The sequence below is a fragment of the Rhodoferax sp. GW821-FHT02C08 genome (assembly GCF_059421805.1).
The window spans coordinates 1-14,680 of sequence record NZ_JBWKVR010000026.1 but is presented as its reverse complement, the minus strand read 5'-3'; the positions used below and the strand labels follow the sequence as shown (position 1 = coordinate 14,680).

At 61.6% G+C, this 14,680-nt stretch carries 11 protein-coding genes; 4 read left to right on the top strand and 7 right to left on the bottom strand.

The genetic code is table 11. The annotated features are described in order from the left end of the window. Positions 1-11 precede the first annotated feature (11 nt). The 3 genes from AC07VY_RS22735 to aptA all read right to left on the bottom strand — a co-directional run bounded on the left by AC07VY_RS22735 (position 12) and on the right by aptA (position 5,162). Complete coding sequence (locus AC07VY_RS22735) at positions 12-3,308, bottom strand: ATP-binding protein (protein ID WP_495099506.1); 3,297 nt, start codon at positions 3,306-3,308, stop codon at positions 12-14. 193 nt (positions 3,309-3,501) lie between these two features. Beyond that, positions 3,502-3,804 carry a cupin domain-containing protein gene (locus AC07VY_RS22730; protein ID WP_495099507.1) on the bottom strand — a complete coding sequence of 101 codons (303 nt, stop codon included), beginning with the start codon at positions 3,802-3,804 and terminating at the stop codon, positions 3,502-3,504. Between the two features lie 5 nt (positions 3,805-3,809). Next, positions 3,810-5,162 (bottom strand): omega-aminotransferase AptA, encoded by a 1,353-nt coding sequence (gene aptA, locus AC07VY_RS22725; protein WP_495099508.1) that lies wholly within the window; start codon positions 5,160-5,162, stop codon positions 3,810-3,812. An 88-nt stretch (positions 5,163-5,250) separates the two neighbouring features. Here aptA and AC07VY_RS22720 point away from each other — a divergent pair, with 88 nt between their 5' ends. After that, entirely contained in the window at positions 5,251-6,177 is a 927-nt protein-coding gene (locus AC07VY_RS22720) for a LysR family transcriptional regulator (protein WP_495099509.1), read from the top strand. An 8-nt stretch (positions 6,178-6,185) separates the two neighbouring features. Here AC07VY_RS22720 and AC07VY_RS22715 read toward each other — a convergent pair whose 3' ends face one another. Beyond that, on the bottom strand, positions 6,186-6,782 hold the full coding sequence (locus AC07VY_RS22715) for an NADPH-dependent F420 reductase (protein WP_495099510.1): 597 nt from the start codon (positions 6,780-6,782) through the stop codon (positions 6,186-6,188). Between the two features lie 121 nt (positions 6,783-6,903). Here AC07VY_RS22715 and AC07VY_RS22710 point away from each other — a divergent pair, with 121 nt between their 5' ends. Then, complete coding sequence (locus AC07VY_RS22710) at positions 6,904-7,851, top strand: LysR family transcriptional regulator (protein WP_495099511.1); 948 nt, start codon at positions 6,904-6,906, stop codon at positions 7,849-7,851. Positions 7,852-8,037: 186 nt separating this feature from the next. On the opposite strand, the gene AC07VY_RS22705 is transcribed toward AC07VY_RS22710, so the two are convergent. The 3 genes from AC07VY_RS22705 to AC07VY_RS22695 form a co-directional block, all read right to left on the bottom strand. Beyond that, complete coding sequence (locus tag AC07VY_RS22705) at positions 8,038-9,420, bottom strand: hypothetical protein (RefSeq protein WP_495099512.1); 1,383 nt, start codon at positions 9,418-9,420, stop codon at positions 8,038-8,040. Continuing rightward, positions 9,384-10,253, bottom strand: coding sequence for an NAD-dependent epimerase/dehydratase family protein (locus tag AC07VY_RS22700; protein ID WP_495099513.1), 870 nt, complete (start codon positions 10,251-10,253; stop codon positions 9,384-9,386). The genes AC07VY_RS22705 and AC07VY_RS22700 overlap by 37 nt, the downstream gene beginning before the upstream one ends. Before the next feature lie 420 nt (positions 10,254-10,673). Continuing rightward, complete coding sequence (locus tag AC07VY_RS22695) at positions 10,674-11,018, bottom strand: tripartite tricarboxylate transporter substrate-binding protein (protein ID WP_495099514.1); 345 nt, start codon at positions 11,016-11,018, stop codon at positions 10,674-10,676. A gap of 397 nt (positions 11,019-11,415) precedes the next feature. Between AC07VY_RS22695 and gad the strand changes: the two genes are divergently transcribed. Together gad and AC07VY_RS22685 are read left to right on the top strand one after the other, a co-directional pair. Continuing rightward, entirely contained in the window at positions 11,416-12,840 is a 1,425-nt protein-coding gene (gad, locus tag AC07VY_RS22690; protein WP_495099515.1) for a glutamate decarboxylase, read from the top strand. Then, complete coding sequence (locus AC07VY_RS22685) at positions 12,840-14,540, top strand: aspartate:alanine exchanger family transporter (RefSeq protein WP_495099516.1); 1,701 nt, start codon at positions 12,840-12,842, stop codon at positions 14,538-14,540. The genes gad and AC07VY_RS22685 overlap by 1 nt, the downstream gene beginning before the upstream one ends. Positions 14,541-14,680: the final 140 nt, after the last annotated feature.

Genomic DNA, 14,680 nt, shown 5'->3' with positions numbered 1-14,680 from the left:
AAACAATAGCACTAGGTCCGCGCCGCCTGTAGCAGCGCGTCTGTCAGCAGGCTATGCGCCAGCTCGAAGTCGAAGCGTTGCATGGCGTTGTGCATGGCGTTGAAGCCGCCGGGGGCAAACAGGCTGCGGAGGCTGGCAGCATGGGCTTGCAGATAGTCCACGCAGTCGCCATCGCTGTCGGCCAGCAGCTGGGCCAGATGGCGGCCACGGGCCTGGGCGACCAGGTCGGGTGGGGCCGGCGGGGTGTCAGCCGCATCGGGCGTGGCGGTTTCCAGCAAGGCACGCAGGGCTTCGACGGCGCGGCGGGTTTGCTGCTGCAGCTGCTCCATGGCGGCACTTACGGCGACGCTTTCGGCGGCGCTGGCCGGGCCATCTTGTTTCAGCCGGTCTTCCACCACCTGGGCGGCTGCGGCCAGGTCGGTCAGGCCGATATTGCCGGCCACGCCGCGGATGGTGTGCAGCATGCGTTGGGCGCCTTCCAGGTCGCCCTGCTGGAGCGCGATCTGGGCTTTGGTGGGGGCTTGCGCATGGCTGTCGGTGAACTGGCCCAGCAGGCGCAGGTACAGGGCTTCGTTGCCGGCCACGCGGCGCAGGCCGGCCTGGGTGTCCAGCCCGGGCTGGGGCGCCAGCCGGGAGGCGTGCGCCGCCTGCATGCTGGGCGGCGCGCTGTGCGGTGCTGCGGGCCGGGCCCAGCGCTGCACGCATTGCAGCAGGCCCACCGGGTCCAGCGGCTTGGTGATGTGGTCCAGCATGCCGGCGGCCAGGCAGCGTTCGCGTTCCTCCTGCAGGGCGTGGGCGGTCATGGCGATGACGGGCAGGCCCTGGTAGCGGGCATCGGTGTGAATGTGCTGGGCCGCCTCCAGCCCGCCCATGACGGGCATTTGCAGGTCCAGCAGCACGGCATGGTAGTGCGTGGGTGCTGCGGCGTGCAGCATGTCCAGGGCCTGGCGGCCGTTGTCTGCCAGGTCCACCACGGCGCCTGCGCTGTGCAGCAGTTCGGTGGCGATCTGCTGGTTGATGTCGTTGTCTTCGGCCAGCAGCAGGCGTAGGCCGTCCAGCCGGGGGCCATCGTATTCCGGGGGCGGCACCAGGCTGGCCGGGTCGGCCAGGCCCAGCCAGATGTCAAAGCTGAAGCAGCTGCCGCTGCCGGGCGTGGACTGCACCGCGATCTGCCCGCCCATGCCTTCTACCAGTCCGCGGCTGATGGCCAGGCCCAGGCCGGTGCCACCGTATTTGCGAGTCACCGAGCCATCGGCCTGGGCGAAGGCCTGGAACAGCCGGGCCGACTGCGCCTCGCTCATGCCGATGCCGGTATCGGTCACGGCGATGTGCAGCTGCACGTCGCCGGGCCGCTTGTCCACCACGCGTACCACCACGCTGACGTAGCCGACGTCGGTGAACTTCACGGCATTGCCCAGCAGATTGGTCAGCACCTGGCCCAGGCGCAGCGGGTCGCCGACCAGGGTGGAGGGAACCTCCGACGCCACGTCGAATACCAGGGCCAGCTCTTTGGCGTCGGCGCGGTCGGCCACCATGGCGGATGCGTGGTTCAGCACCTCGTCCAGCCGGAATGGGGTGTGCTCCACCTCCAGTTTGCCGGCTTCGATCTTGGAGAAGTCTAGGATGTCGTTGATGATGCCCAGCAGGTTCTGCCCGGCGCGGTGGATCTTGCCGATGTAGTCGCGTTGGCGCGGGTCCAGGTGGGTCTTCAGCGCCAGGTGCGACAGGCCTATCACCGCGTTCATCGGGGTGCGTATTTCGTGGCTCATGTTCGCCAGGAACATGGACTTGGCCTGGGTGGCTTCCTCGGCCACTTCCTTGGCCAGGCGCAGCTGCTCTTGCGCCTGGGTCAGCTCGGTGATGTCCACCAGCACGCCCACCAGGCCGGCCACGCTGCCGTCGGCGTTGCGGAAGGTGGTGTTGGAGTACAGCGTGGTGTGCGGCTTGCCGTCGGTATAGGTGAACACGCCGATGCGGCTGAAGCGGCCGCCGGTGGTCAGCAACTGGGTTTGCTCCCGCATCAGCGATTGGCGTATGGCCAGTGGCACGGTCTCCAGTGCCATCACGGTGGTGCCCACCAGCTCTTCGGGGCTGTAGCCAAAGGCCTCGTTATAGGCCTTGTTGCTGCCTCGGTAGAGCGCCTGCGCATCGCGGTACAGGATGGGTATCGGGATGCAGTCGATCATGGCCTGCAGAAAGTCGCTCTGCTCCTGCGTCAGCTGTAGCGCGGCATGGCGCTGGCGCAGCACCTGGCGCAGCACGCGGCCCAGCAGTAACAGCACGGCCAGGCCCATGGCAGCCACCAGCGCGCCCTGCCCGTAGTGCCAGCGCACCATGGGGTCCAGCGTGTCCAGCTGGCTGAGCGCCAGCAGCTCGTAGCCGGGCTCGGACAGGGGGCTGCGCGTCAGCAGATAGGAGTTGCCATCCACCAGCCAGTGGTCGGCATGGCGCAAGTGAGGCGGGCGCTCGATGGGGATGCTGGCCACGGCGCCGCTGGGCGGCTTGCCCTGGCTCAGCGGGCCCACATGGCGCAGCATGTATTCGGCGCGCGAGGCGCTCACCACGGTGCCGCTGCTGTCCAGCACCAGGGCGATCTGGTTGCTGGACAGCAGCGGCGCCAGCGTGCTGGCGTTGTGGTTGATGACGGCCACCCCCATGGGCACCTCGTCCTGGTCTATGCGCAGCGAGAAGAAGAAGCCCGGCTGGCTGGTGGTGTGGACGGCGGTGAACAGCTGGCCCTGGCCGTTGGCCATCGCGTCGTTGAAGTCGCTGCGGCTTTTGTAGGACTTGCCGACCATGCCGTCGGCCAGCTGCCAGTCGCTGGACGCCACCACCAGGCCGGCTACGTTGACGATGAAGATGCGCTCGTAGCCCAGATTTTTGGCCAGCCCGGCCAGGCCGTCGCCCAGCTCGCGCACATCCAGGTTGTGCAGCAGGCGCCGGCGCCGCTCACCATCGGGAAAGTAGAGCAGGGTGACTGCCTGCGGGTTGTACTGGGCGAGCACCGTGTGCACTTCGGTCTGGCGCCCCAGCAGGCGGGCCACGCTGGCCACTTCCACGAAGGTGCGGTCGATGATGTGGGCCGTGGTGCTGGTCTCGCGGCCGGCAGTGGTGGCCTCGGCGCTGATGCGCGCGGCGACGATGCTGTCCGACACCATTAGCGTCAGGCCGGCTACAAGTACCAGCCACAGGCAGGCTGCAACACCTATGCCACGGCTCAGCTGGCGCAGCTGCTGCTGCAAGGCTTGCGCGCTGTTGGCGGTGGGTGGGCCTGTGGTGTCAGGGCCTCGGTGCGTGGATGTGGGCATGCCATTTCTTGCAAGGGGGCTGCGCCCTCAGCGCGCCGCTCCCGGAACGGCCCTTGTGGGTTGTTCCCCCACCTTACTGCAGCCGTAAGCCCCTGTAAACAGGACTTGCCAGCGGTTCTGCCTGCTGCATTATTTATAGCTGCCAGCGCAAGCAATATCTGCGCTGGCGGCCTGAAATCTTTAAATTTTCAGGCTATTTGAGTTCGATTTCGACAAACACGAATTCGTGCGTGTTGGCATTCACCACGTTGTGCTCCACGCCGGTCAGCCGGGTGTAGGACTGGCCGGCGGTCAAGCTGCTGTGCACCTCGCCGTCCGGGGTCTCGAGCAGCAGGGTGCCGCTGGTCATGGGCACCACCACATAGTCCATGCCGTGGCGGTGCCAGCCGGTATGGGCGCCGGGTGGAAAGCGCCATTCGGTGACCTTGACGCGATCGTTGTCGATCTGCACCGTGGGTACCGCCGAAGGGCGCTGCGCGGCGCTTGTTCCGCTCATCCCACTCAGGCCTGGGCGTTCAACGTTTCGCCCAGGGCGTTCACCATGCTGTCGATCTCGGCGGGCGTGATGACAAAGGGCGGCGCCATCTGGATGGTGTCGCCGCCGTAGCGCACGTAAAAGCCCTTCTTCCACATCGCCATGGCGATCTCGTACGGGCGGCGGGCCGGCTCGCCAGGTACGGCGGCGATGGTGATGCCGGCGGCCAGGCCGTAGTTGCGGATGTCGGTGACATGCTTGGCGCCCTTCAGGCTGTGCACCGCGTTCTCGAAATGCGGGGCAATGGCTTGCACGCGCTGCACCATGTTTTCCTGCACCAGGATGTCCAGCGTAGCCAGGCCGACTGCGCAGGCCACGGGGTGGGCCGAGTAGGTGTAGCCGTGGGCAAACTCCAGCATGTAGTCGGGGCCGCCAGCCGCCATGAAGGTGTCGTAAATGTCTTTCTTGACCAGCACCGCACCCATGGGCTGGGCGCCGTTGGTGATCTGCTTGGCTACGTTCATGATGTCGGGCGTGACGCCAAAGGCTTCAGCGCCGGTCATTGCGCCCATGCGGCCAAAGCCGGTGATCACTTCGTCAAAAATCAGCAGGATGTTGTGCGCGGTGCAGATCTCGCGCAGGCGCTGCAAGTAGCCCACCGGTGGCACCACCACGCCGGCCGAGCCGGACATGGGCTCGACGATCACGGCGGCGATGTTGCTCGCGTCGTGCAGCGCAATCAGGTCCAGCAGCCCGTCGGCCAGCTCGGCGCCGGTCTTCGGCATGCCGCGCGAGAAGGCGTTGCTTTTGAGCTGGGTGTGCGGCAGGTGGTCGGCCTGCAGGGCTTCACCAAACATCTTGCGGTTGGCGCCGATGCCGCCCACCGAGATGCCGCCGAAATTCACGCCGTGGTAGCCCTTTTCGCGGCCGATCAGACGGGTCTTGCTGGCTTGGCCCTTGGTGCGCCAGTAGGCGCGCGCCATCTTCAGCGAGGTGTCGGCGGCTTCCGAGCCGGAGCCGGTGAAGAACACGTGGTCCAGGCCGTCGGGCGTCAGTTCTTTGAGCTTGTTGGCCAGTTCGAACGACAGCGGGTGGGCGAACTGGAAGGCCGGCGAATAGTCCAGCGTGGCCAGCTGGCGGGTGGCGGCTGCCGTGATCTCAGTGCGGCCATGGCCCAGGCCACAGCACCACAGGCCGGAGAGGCCGTCGAGGATCTGGCGGCCGTCGATATCGGTGTAGTAGCTGCCCTTGGCGCCGGTGATGATGCGCGGGTCGGCCTTGAAGTTGCGGTTGCCCGAGTAAGGCATCCAGTGCGCGTCCAGCCAGGCGGCGTCGGTACGGGGGCGGGGGCTGAGTTGCTGGCTGTCGGTCATGTCCATGGATGCTCCAGTAAAAGGTGGATCACGCATTCTTGCGGTGTCTGTTACTCTTATAAAGAATTAAATATCCATATTCAGTTAGCAATATATGCAAGTAAAAAATCGCGCCGTGCTGGGCCAGCTGACCGATATGGACATCCGCCTGCTGCGGGTGTTCAAGAGCGTGGTCGAATGCGGCGGCATGGCGGCGGCCGAGCTGGAGCTGAACATCGGCACCTCCACCGTCAGCCGCCATGTCAAAGACCTGGAAACCCGGCTGGGCTTGACGCTGTGCCGGCGCGGCCGCAGCGGCTTTGCTTTGACGCCCGAGGGCCAGCAGATCTACACCGAGACGCTGCGCCTGCTGGCCGGCGCCGAGGCCTTCCGCGCCAGCGTGGACGCGCTGCACCAGCGCATGGGCGGCGAGCTGCACCTGGCGGTGTTCGACAAGACCGCCAGCAACCCGCAAGCGCGCATCCATGCGGCCATAGCCCAGTTTGCGCAGCAGGCCCCGGATGTGCGCCTGTGCCTGCACGTGGCCACCATCCACGCCATCGAGCGCGGCGTGCTGGACGGCCAGTTCCAGCTGGGCATCATCCCCGGCCACCGCAACGCCGACAGCCTGGCCTACGACGCGCTGTTTGGCGAAACCATGCTGCTGTACTGCGGCGCGCAGCATGTGCTGTTTGGGCAAGACATGCAGGCCATGGGCTGGGACGACCTGCGCCGCTACCCGTTTGCCGGCCTGGGCCAGCACTCGCCGAATATGGAAATCAGCCAGCGCGAGCGCCTGCCGCGCAAGGCCACGGGCTTCGACCAGGAGTCCATCGCCACGCTGATCCTGAGCGGCCACTACCTGGGCTTTTTGCCCGACCACTATGCCGAGGGCTTTGTGCAAAAAGGCCAGATGCGTGCCGTGCAGCCCGCGCTGTTCCGCTATGACTGCCGCTTCCTGGGCATCGTGCGGCGCACGCCCGAGCCCTCACGCGCCACGCGTACGCTGCAGGACTGTTTGCGGTTGGCGCACGCGGCTTAGGTAGGCGATCAGTCCAACTTCACCAGGTTCAGCAGCGCCAGCGGGCCGCCGGGGAACTGCACCAGCCGGCCTTGTTCCGTGCCGCCCAGGTCCACCGGCGCGTAGCCCAGACGCGCGATCAGAGCGCTGACGGTCTGCTTCGCATCGGCATCGGGGCCGGACAGAAACAGCACGCGGCGGCCACCATCGACTTTCGGATCTGCACCCAGCGCGGCGGCGATCAGGTGGTTAAAGGCCTTGACCACGCGGGCACCTGGCGCCCACTGCGCTACGGCCTCGCTGGAGGCCAGGCCGCCCAGGTCGACCGGCTGGTACGACGGTACTTGCACCGCGTTGTTGGCATCCACCAGGATGCGGCCGTTCCACGGCCCCAGGTCCTTCAGCGCGTCGGAGACCCGGGTCCAGTTGACCGCCAAAAACACCAGGTCGGCCTGGGCGGCTTCTTGCACCGTCACGGCTGTGATGTGCGGCCCCAGTTCGTCGGTCAGTGCCTTCAGTGATTGCGGGCCGCGGCTGTTGGCGATGCTGGTAGAGATGCCGTTGCGGGCCAGTTGGCGGGCGATGGCCGAGCCGATGGCGCCGGCGCCGATGATGGAGATCGTCATGGTGTTTCCTTTGGGTGCAGAGACTGCGTTGTGGTGATGGACCGCACTTTAGGCAGGGCGGGCTTCTAGCGCTAGTTGCAATCGGGTAGAATCAGTTTCAAGTATTTGTTGAAGGTGAAGCATGGAAACCCTGGCGAATCTGGAGTCCTTTGTGCGCAGCGCCGAGACTGGCAGCTTCTCGTCGGCCGCGCGCCGGCTGGCGCTGACGCCAGCGGCCGTGAGCCGCAACGTTGCCCAGCTGGAGCGCAACCTGGGCGTGCGCCTGTTCCAGCGCAGCACGCGCGGCCTGACGCTGAGCGAAGCGGGCGAGCGCTTTCTGCAATCGGTGCAGGGCGGGCTGGACAGCATCCAGGGCGCAATTGCCGACGTCACAGTCAACGCGGGCCAACCGGCCGGTGTGCTGAAGCTGAACTCCGCGCCCGGCTTCGGCATGGACTACCTGCTGCCGCTGATGCCGGCCTTCCTGGCCCGCTACCCGGCGGTCACGCCCGACTGGTCTTTCGACAACCGCCCGCTGGACCTGATTGCTGGCGGCTTCGATGTGGCCTTCGGCGGGGGCTTCGACCTGCCGCCCGGCATGGTGGCGCGCGAACTGGTGCGCATGCACTGCATTACCGTGGCGTCGCCAGCGTTCCTGCAGGGCAAACCCCGGCCCACCGACCCGGCCGGCTTGGCGGACATGGCCAGCATCGTGATGCGTTCGCCCCTCAGCGGCCGCTTGCGCACCCATGTGATGCGCAATGGCGCCGGCGTTGAAATGGTGATAGGCCACAAGCCCGCGCTGCTGGTCAACGGGCCGGACGCGATCTGCCCCGCAGCGCTGCTGGGCATGGGCGTCGGCTTGGTGTCTGTACCGCACGCGCTGCCGCATCTGCAGAGCGGTGCGCTGGTGCGGCTGCTACCCGATTGGTATTGCGATGTCGGCCCTATCTCGCTGTACTTTGCCAGCCAGAAACTGCTGCCTGCCAAGACCCGTGCCTTCGTCGATTTCGTTACCCAGACGTTCCGTGAGCAGGGGCTGGCGCACAGGCTGTCGGTGCAGAGTCTGGCCGGCGTAAAGGTCGCCTGACGCTAGTGGTGAGTTGAACCCACGGCGCCTTAAAGAACTCTGCCGCGACCACGATTGCGGCAACCGCTACCAGCAGGTGCTCCTGCAAACCCGGGTCGATTTAAGGTGCCGATGTGACCTATAACTTAGCGTGGTTGGGTTGCGTCTTCGACATTAGTGAGGCACGTGGCTACCGGTGCTCTCGGATTACGGAAGTGTCCCTGCCATACAGTGGCTAGCTGCCATAGCCGTGAGCGTGTGCGGACGCAGTCCTATGCGAGACAACACTGAAGCATCGATACATTTCACACTTTTACCAAATTTATTTTCTAAGAATTTAGATACTGGCAACAGGTTTTGGTTTGCCCCTTTGATCATGAGGTTGTGGTAGTGGAATCCATATCCGGGAAGTGTTCTCGACGCTTTAAGACATCTGGCACCAAGGGCTCTTAATACATTCATCGTCTTAAGAAGGTGAGAGTCATTTTCGGCCATGACCTGTGATTTGGAATTGGCCTTGACCAAGCCCGACTTCACATCAACCGTCACGTCATCAAACGATTTCGGAGTCCATATCTGAACTGGCTTAATTAATGATGCACCGATTGGTGCTTGAATATTACGAAAAACATCAAATGTGCGTCCAATTGTGGACGCCAAGAGAAGATTAAAGTCTGCTTTACCCATGTCGTAAAGGGAAACAAACACTTCACTTGCACATTTATTGGTTTTCTCAAGCGTCAAAGCATTGAAGTGATTCATTGCAGAATTTGGCCTAAGTTTGTATACGTCTTGTAGACCGATTGTGTACAGCATCCACGGAGCATGATCCGAGAATTGCATACTCTCAATCTCTGGAAAAGATTTAGAAATCAAATGCGCTGTTCCTATCACGCCAGCGGCAAGCAATACTGTTTTTGCAACTATGGTTTCTTTGTTTTGGAGCAACACATGACATTTGTCTGCTACCTTGATGATAGAGCGTACTCGCTCTTCGTATACTTCTGCATGACGTCGTTTGACCTGACGATAAAATTCAAAGCGCATTGCCATTAGTCCTGAATCAGGATCTTCAGCAGATCCAAGAAGAAGTCGAGGTATGCATAACTTATAGCTAGAATCGAGTTTGGCTCGTGGTTGAACTTCGTTTACATCTGATAGTACAAATAGACTTTCTAATTCTGAACAGTGACTCTGGTACGACTCATAGTTTGAGAAAATATCTCTCGGCCACGGATCTGATGGTTGATAACGGACGAATTGTTGCCCCCAATAATTAGCAAGCCCACCAGCTAGAGCCGATGAAAATAGTGGGTGTGAAGGACTGCCTTCGTGTTGAAAGGAATAAATCACACCTGGACGTTCCCTATTGGCAACAGAAACCGCCTGAATCTTAGGGTGTACTTTTTCTCTAGAAAGCAGTTCATTACTTGCCCCAGAGATAACTGCAATAGAAGCGGCTCCGTCTAATGCCAACAATGCAGCGATTGCACTCGGTCCTGCTCCAATGATGACATAATCAAACTCGCGGTACGTCAAAATAATCCCCTTCGCTATTTTTGCTGAGCATTTGTAGAAATAAAACTGCAAATGCTAACGCCCAACTCTCTTATTGAGTTTTCTGTCTGCATCGGCTGCAAAGCTAAGAGACCATCAATGCGCTCACTTATTGAGGGTGACATATGCAAACACTTATCAACCACCCAAGCAACCGCCTTAACGAATGCCAAAGGAAGCTGAATCTTTAATGGGGCACGCCGACCATCACGAACCGAAGTTGCGACGATAGCCTCTGCAAAAGTCAATGGAGTGCTAGCGCCCAAGCAATACAGCCTTTGAGGTCGTGGAGTTTCAATTATTCGGACAATACACTCTATTAACTCATTGACATGTATAGGTTGAATATTGGGTAATCCGGAGATAACTGGCACCAAAGGCATTCGAGAAAGCTTCTGAAACATGCCGAAAACGCTTTGTCCTTTATCGCCATATACGAGACCGGGTCTGACGATTACTTCATTCTCATGTACTAACGAGCGTTCTATGGCGTGTTTACTTTGACCATACTGATTTTTAGCCATAGCACTGGCTGATTGGCTCGACAAAAAAATGAAGCGAACAGGCCGATCCTTTGAGTGGATTGACCAAGCGTTCTCGGATAGCAAACGGGTACCTAAAACATCAAGATCAACAGCCTCATTGGTTTTATCTCGCGCTACAAGTGTTGCGCTGGCTAAATGAATTACAGCGTCAACAGAAGCGCATTCGGCAGGTAATGGTTCACCTAGTTGCCAATTTACCCAATGCCCTTCATTTGTTGGGCGACGGCTTAGTGCGATTACGTCATATCCAAGCTCAATACATCTACGAACCAAGGTGCGTCCTATAAATCCACTCGCGCCCGTTATAGCCAAGCAACTCATTCTCCCTCCTTATTGCATTCCATAGGAAAACTGGTGAATTCTTTGAATATCTTCATGTTAGTGTAGTAATGATTTAAACATTAGCGAGCACATTGCTGAGCACTTAGCTGTTGTTTGAGTTATCGGAGCAGCTCGGCCTAGATGATATGTTGGTTCTGAATCGGGGGATAAGGACTTCTGTTCTACTGTCATCATGGCTCCAGCAAAGCGAAGAGTCGCCTCATACTCTGACGACTTTAACTGTTAAAACTAACATTGACGCAGACTTCATTTCGATAATTTGCTTCAAAAAAATAAAAATAAAACTGGTATTGCTCTCAATACTTCGTCACCACTCTAGACAGCGATTCCCACCCCAATCAATTCTCCACAATCCGCCGATCCTTCACCTTCATCAGCTTCCTAAACAGCGTCGTGTCCTCATGCGCCTTCACCCCAAAGGCTGCGGGCGTCATCGGCGCCACTTTGCCCGTCCAGTTCATCGATCCTGTCCTTCACCGCTTGCGTGCTTAGGAACTTGTTGATCTCGGTGTTCCGCCGCGCCAGAATATCGACGGGTAGGCTGGCGGGGGCGTAGAAGCCGAACATGGTGTCGGCGTCCATGCCTTTTAGGCCGACTTCGTTTAGCGTTGGCACATCGAGGAAAAGGAGCGAGCGCTGTGGGCTGCCGACGGCCAACAGTTTCAGTTTTTCGGAGCGCATCTGGTTTAGGCCGATGCAGGGGTCGAATATGAAGTCCACCTGGCCGCCCAACAAATCCTGCATGGCTGGGGTCGTGCCGTCAGCGCCGGCAGGATGACAGATTGCTCTTAAAGTAATAGCTGCTAGTGCAGGTATTGCCTGCACTGTTGGCACTTTCTAGCTGACACACTTCGAACGTAGGACTGCGCACCGCCGTGCTGTCGGACAAGCGCCAAATTGGCTCGCAGGCCCGCCCAAACCTTGCATTGCCCGGTGTTGAGGAACACATTAAGCCGGTGCCTGGCGACGCCCTGCATGGCGGTGCCCTACTAGCCCATCGGTTTTTCAACCTGCCGGCATGCCCGCCTTGCGCGCCGGGCCTGCCTAAAGCTCCGCACCTCCCCACGCTTTCTCCGAACGCCAAGGCGCCCTGTTGCCTTGCGCGCAACTTTTTCTTGATCTCCCTTACCGAGTAACCCCCATGGCCCTGTACCAGACTGCCGAGTCCCACGACCTTTCCATCGAGGATGTGTATTCCAGCGGAGCCTCCGAGCGGCGCCTGCCCAAGTACCGCCTGCCCGACCACTCCACTGCGCCCTCCGCGGCCTACAACCTGGTGCGCGACGAGCTGCTGCTGGACGGCAATTCGCGGCAGAACCTGGCCACGTTCTGCACCACCTGGGTCGAGCCCGAGGTGCAAAAGCTGATGGCCGACGCGCTCGACAAGAACATGATCGACAAGGACGAATACCCCCAGACGGCCGAGATCGAAAACCGCTGCGTGCACATCATTGCCGACCTCTGGCATGCGCCCAAATCCTGGGACACCATAGGCTGCTCGACCACCGGTTCCAGCGAAGCCGCCATGCTCGGCGGCCTGGCCTTGAAGTGGGCCTGGAAGAAGCGCCGCGAAGCGGCCGGACTCCCAACGGACAAACCCAACTTTGTCTGCGGCCCGGTGCAGATCTGCTGGAAGAAGTTTGCCCGCTACTTCGACGTGGAGATGCGCGAAGTACCGCTGCGTGGTGACGCCCTGGGCCTGCAGCCGGCCGACCTGCGTGAATACTGCGACGAGAACACCATTGGCGTGGTGGCCACGCTGGGCGTGACCTTCACCGGTGTCTATGAACCCGTGGCGGCGCTGGCGGCCGAGCTGGACGCACTGCAGCGCGACCTGGGGCTGGACATTCCCATCCACGTGGATGCGGCCAGCGGTGGCTTTGTGGCGCCCTTCATCCAGCGCGAGCTGGAGTGGGACTTCTGCGTTAGCCGGGTCAAGTCCATCAACGCGTCGGGCCACAAATACGGCCTGGCGCCGCTGGGTGTGGGCTGGGTGGTATGGCGCGCCAAGGCCGACTTGCCGCAGGAGCTGATCTTCAACGTGGACTACCTGGGCGGCAATATGCCGACCTTCGCGCTGAACTTCAGCCGGCCTGGCGGCGAAATCATTGCCCAGTACTACAACTTTCTGCGCCTGGGGCGCGACGGCTACACCCGCATCCAGCAGGCCTGCTCCGACACCGCGCAGTGGCTGGCGCAAGAGATCGCCAAGTTCAGCCCGCTGGAGCTGGTGTACGACGGTAAGGACGGCCTGCCTGCGGTCTGCTACAAGCTGAAGGACGGCGTGGACCATGGCTTCACGCTGTACGACCTGTCCGAGCGCGTACGCATGCGTGGCTGGCAGATTGCCTCGTACCCGCTGCCGTCGGACCGGCAAACCGTGGTGGTGCAACGCGTGCTGGTGCGCCACGGCGTGAGCCGCGACCTGATCGCCCTGCTGCTGGACGACTTACGCAAGGCCATCGACTTTTTGCAGAACAACCCGGTGCTGCGTTCCGATGCGGGCCCCAGCTTCAGCCACGGCGCGCTCGCTGAGCCGGAACTGCGCGTGTTGGCCGCAGCGTGATGGTCGCATTTCTGACCTTTCTGCAGAAGAACCCCTACATCCTGCTGTTTCTGGTGGTGGGGCTGTCTGTCTGGGTGGGGCGCGGCACCATCAAGGGCTATGGCCTGGGCGCGGTGGCGGCGGCCATTGTGATCGGCTGCGGTGTGGCGACCTGGGGCGCGGCGTATGGCGTGCGCTTTGAGCTGGACAACTTCACCAAGAGCCTGTTTTATTACCTGTTCATGTACGGCGTGGGCCTGCGTGTGGGGCCGTCGTTCATCAACAGCCTGAAGGGGGACGGGCTGAAGTTCACCGTGCTGGCCGTTCTATCCTCCTTCCTGGGCCTGGGCATCGTGGTGTTGGGCACGCGCTGGCTGTCTTTGCCGGTGGGCGCGGCGGGCGGCATTCTGGCGGGCTCGCAAACCATGTCGGCCGCCATAGGCTCGGCCGAGCAAGCCATCACCTCCGGCGTGGTGCCGCTGCCGCCGGGTACCACGGCGGCGGCCGCGACGGCGATGATTGCCCTGTCTTACGGCATCACCTACATCTGGGGTACGGTGGGCATCATCCTGATTTGCAAATACCTGCCGCGCTGGTGGGGTGTGGACGCGCACAGCGCCGCCAAGACCTACGAGGTGGAGCATGGCGTGCCGAACGTGGACGACGCTGGCCTCAGCGGCTACCGCCCGTTCGACCTGCGTGCCTACCGGCTGGTCAACCCCGCGCTGAACGGCCAGAGCATCGCGCAGTTCCGTACACGCTATGCCCAGTACCAGATCGAGAACGTGGAACGCGGCAAAGACCTGCTGGGGGCCGACCCGGCGCTGGTGTTGCAGCTGGGCGATGTGATCGCGCTGGGCGGCAGCCTGGGCGCGCTGACCGATCACATGGGCCTGATCGGCCCCGAGGTGCCCGACGCCCGGGCGCTCAACATCCCGCTGGACCAGGCCGAGATTCTGGTCACGCACCGCGACGTCGTGGGCAAGGCGCTGAAGGAGTTCAGCCGTTCACCGATTGCCGGGCAGGTGCAGCTGGTGGGCCTGGAGCGCGGCGGCGCGCCCCTGCCCATCGGTCTGGAGACGCGTTTGCAGCGCATGGATGTGCTGCACCTGGTGGGCTTGCGCAGCGCGATAGACCAGGCGGCGGCGCTGATCGGCAAAGTGGCGCGGCCCAGCACCGCGACCGATTTGCTGACCCTGTCGCTGGGCATGATTCTGGGTCTGCTGATTGGCCAGATACAGGTGCCCGCCTTCGGTGCGTCGGTCGGCCTGGGCAATGCGGGTGGCCTGCTGGTGTCGGGCATCATCGTGTCGTCGCTGGTGTCGCGGGTGCGTTTTTTCGGCAACACGCCGAACGCTGCGCGCAACATTCTGGAAGACATGGGCCTGATTTTCTTTGTAGCCATCGTGGGCGTGAACGCTGGGGCCAATCTGCTGTCACAGCTCAACGGCATGGTTGCGCTGAAGATATTCGCCCTGGGCTTTGTGGCCTGCACCATTCCGCCGTTCATCGTCTGGGCGATTGGTTTCCACGTCTTCAAGATCAACCCTGCCGTGCTGATGGGCGGCGTGGCCGGTGCGCGCAGCCACTCCGGCCCGGCCCGCGAGGCCGCCAAGGAGATCGGCAGCAGCGTGCCGTGGATAGGCTTTCCGGTGGCCTACGCGGTGTCTGGCATCTTGTTGACGGTGTTTGGCTACTTCGCCATGATGCTGGCGGCCTGATCAGGGGAAAAGTTGCTACGAAAAATGCAGCTGCTACCGCAGGAAATATATGCGGCAGCAGCGGTTTTTCCTGATTAGCTACCTGCCTCAGACAGACTTGAATTTTGGTTCAGATGCGCCATACTGGTGTTTCATCCAGT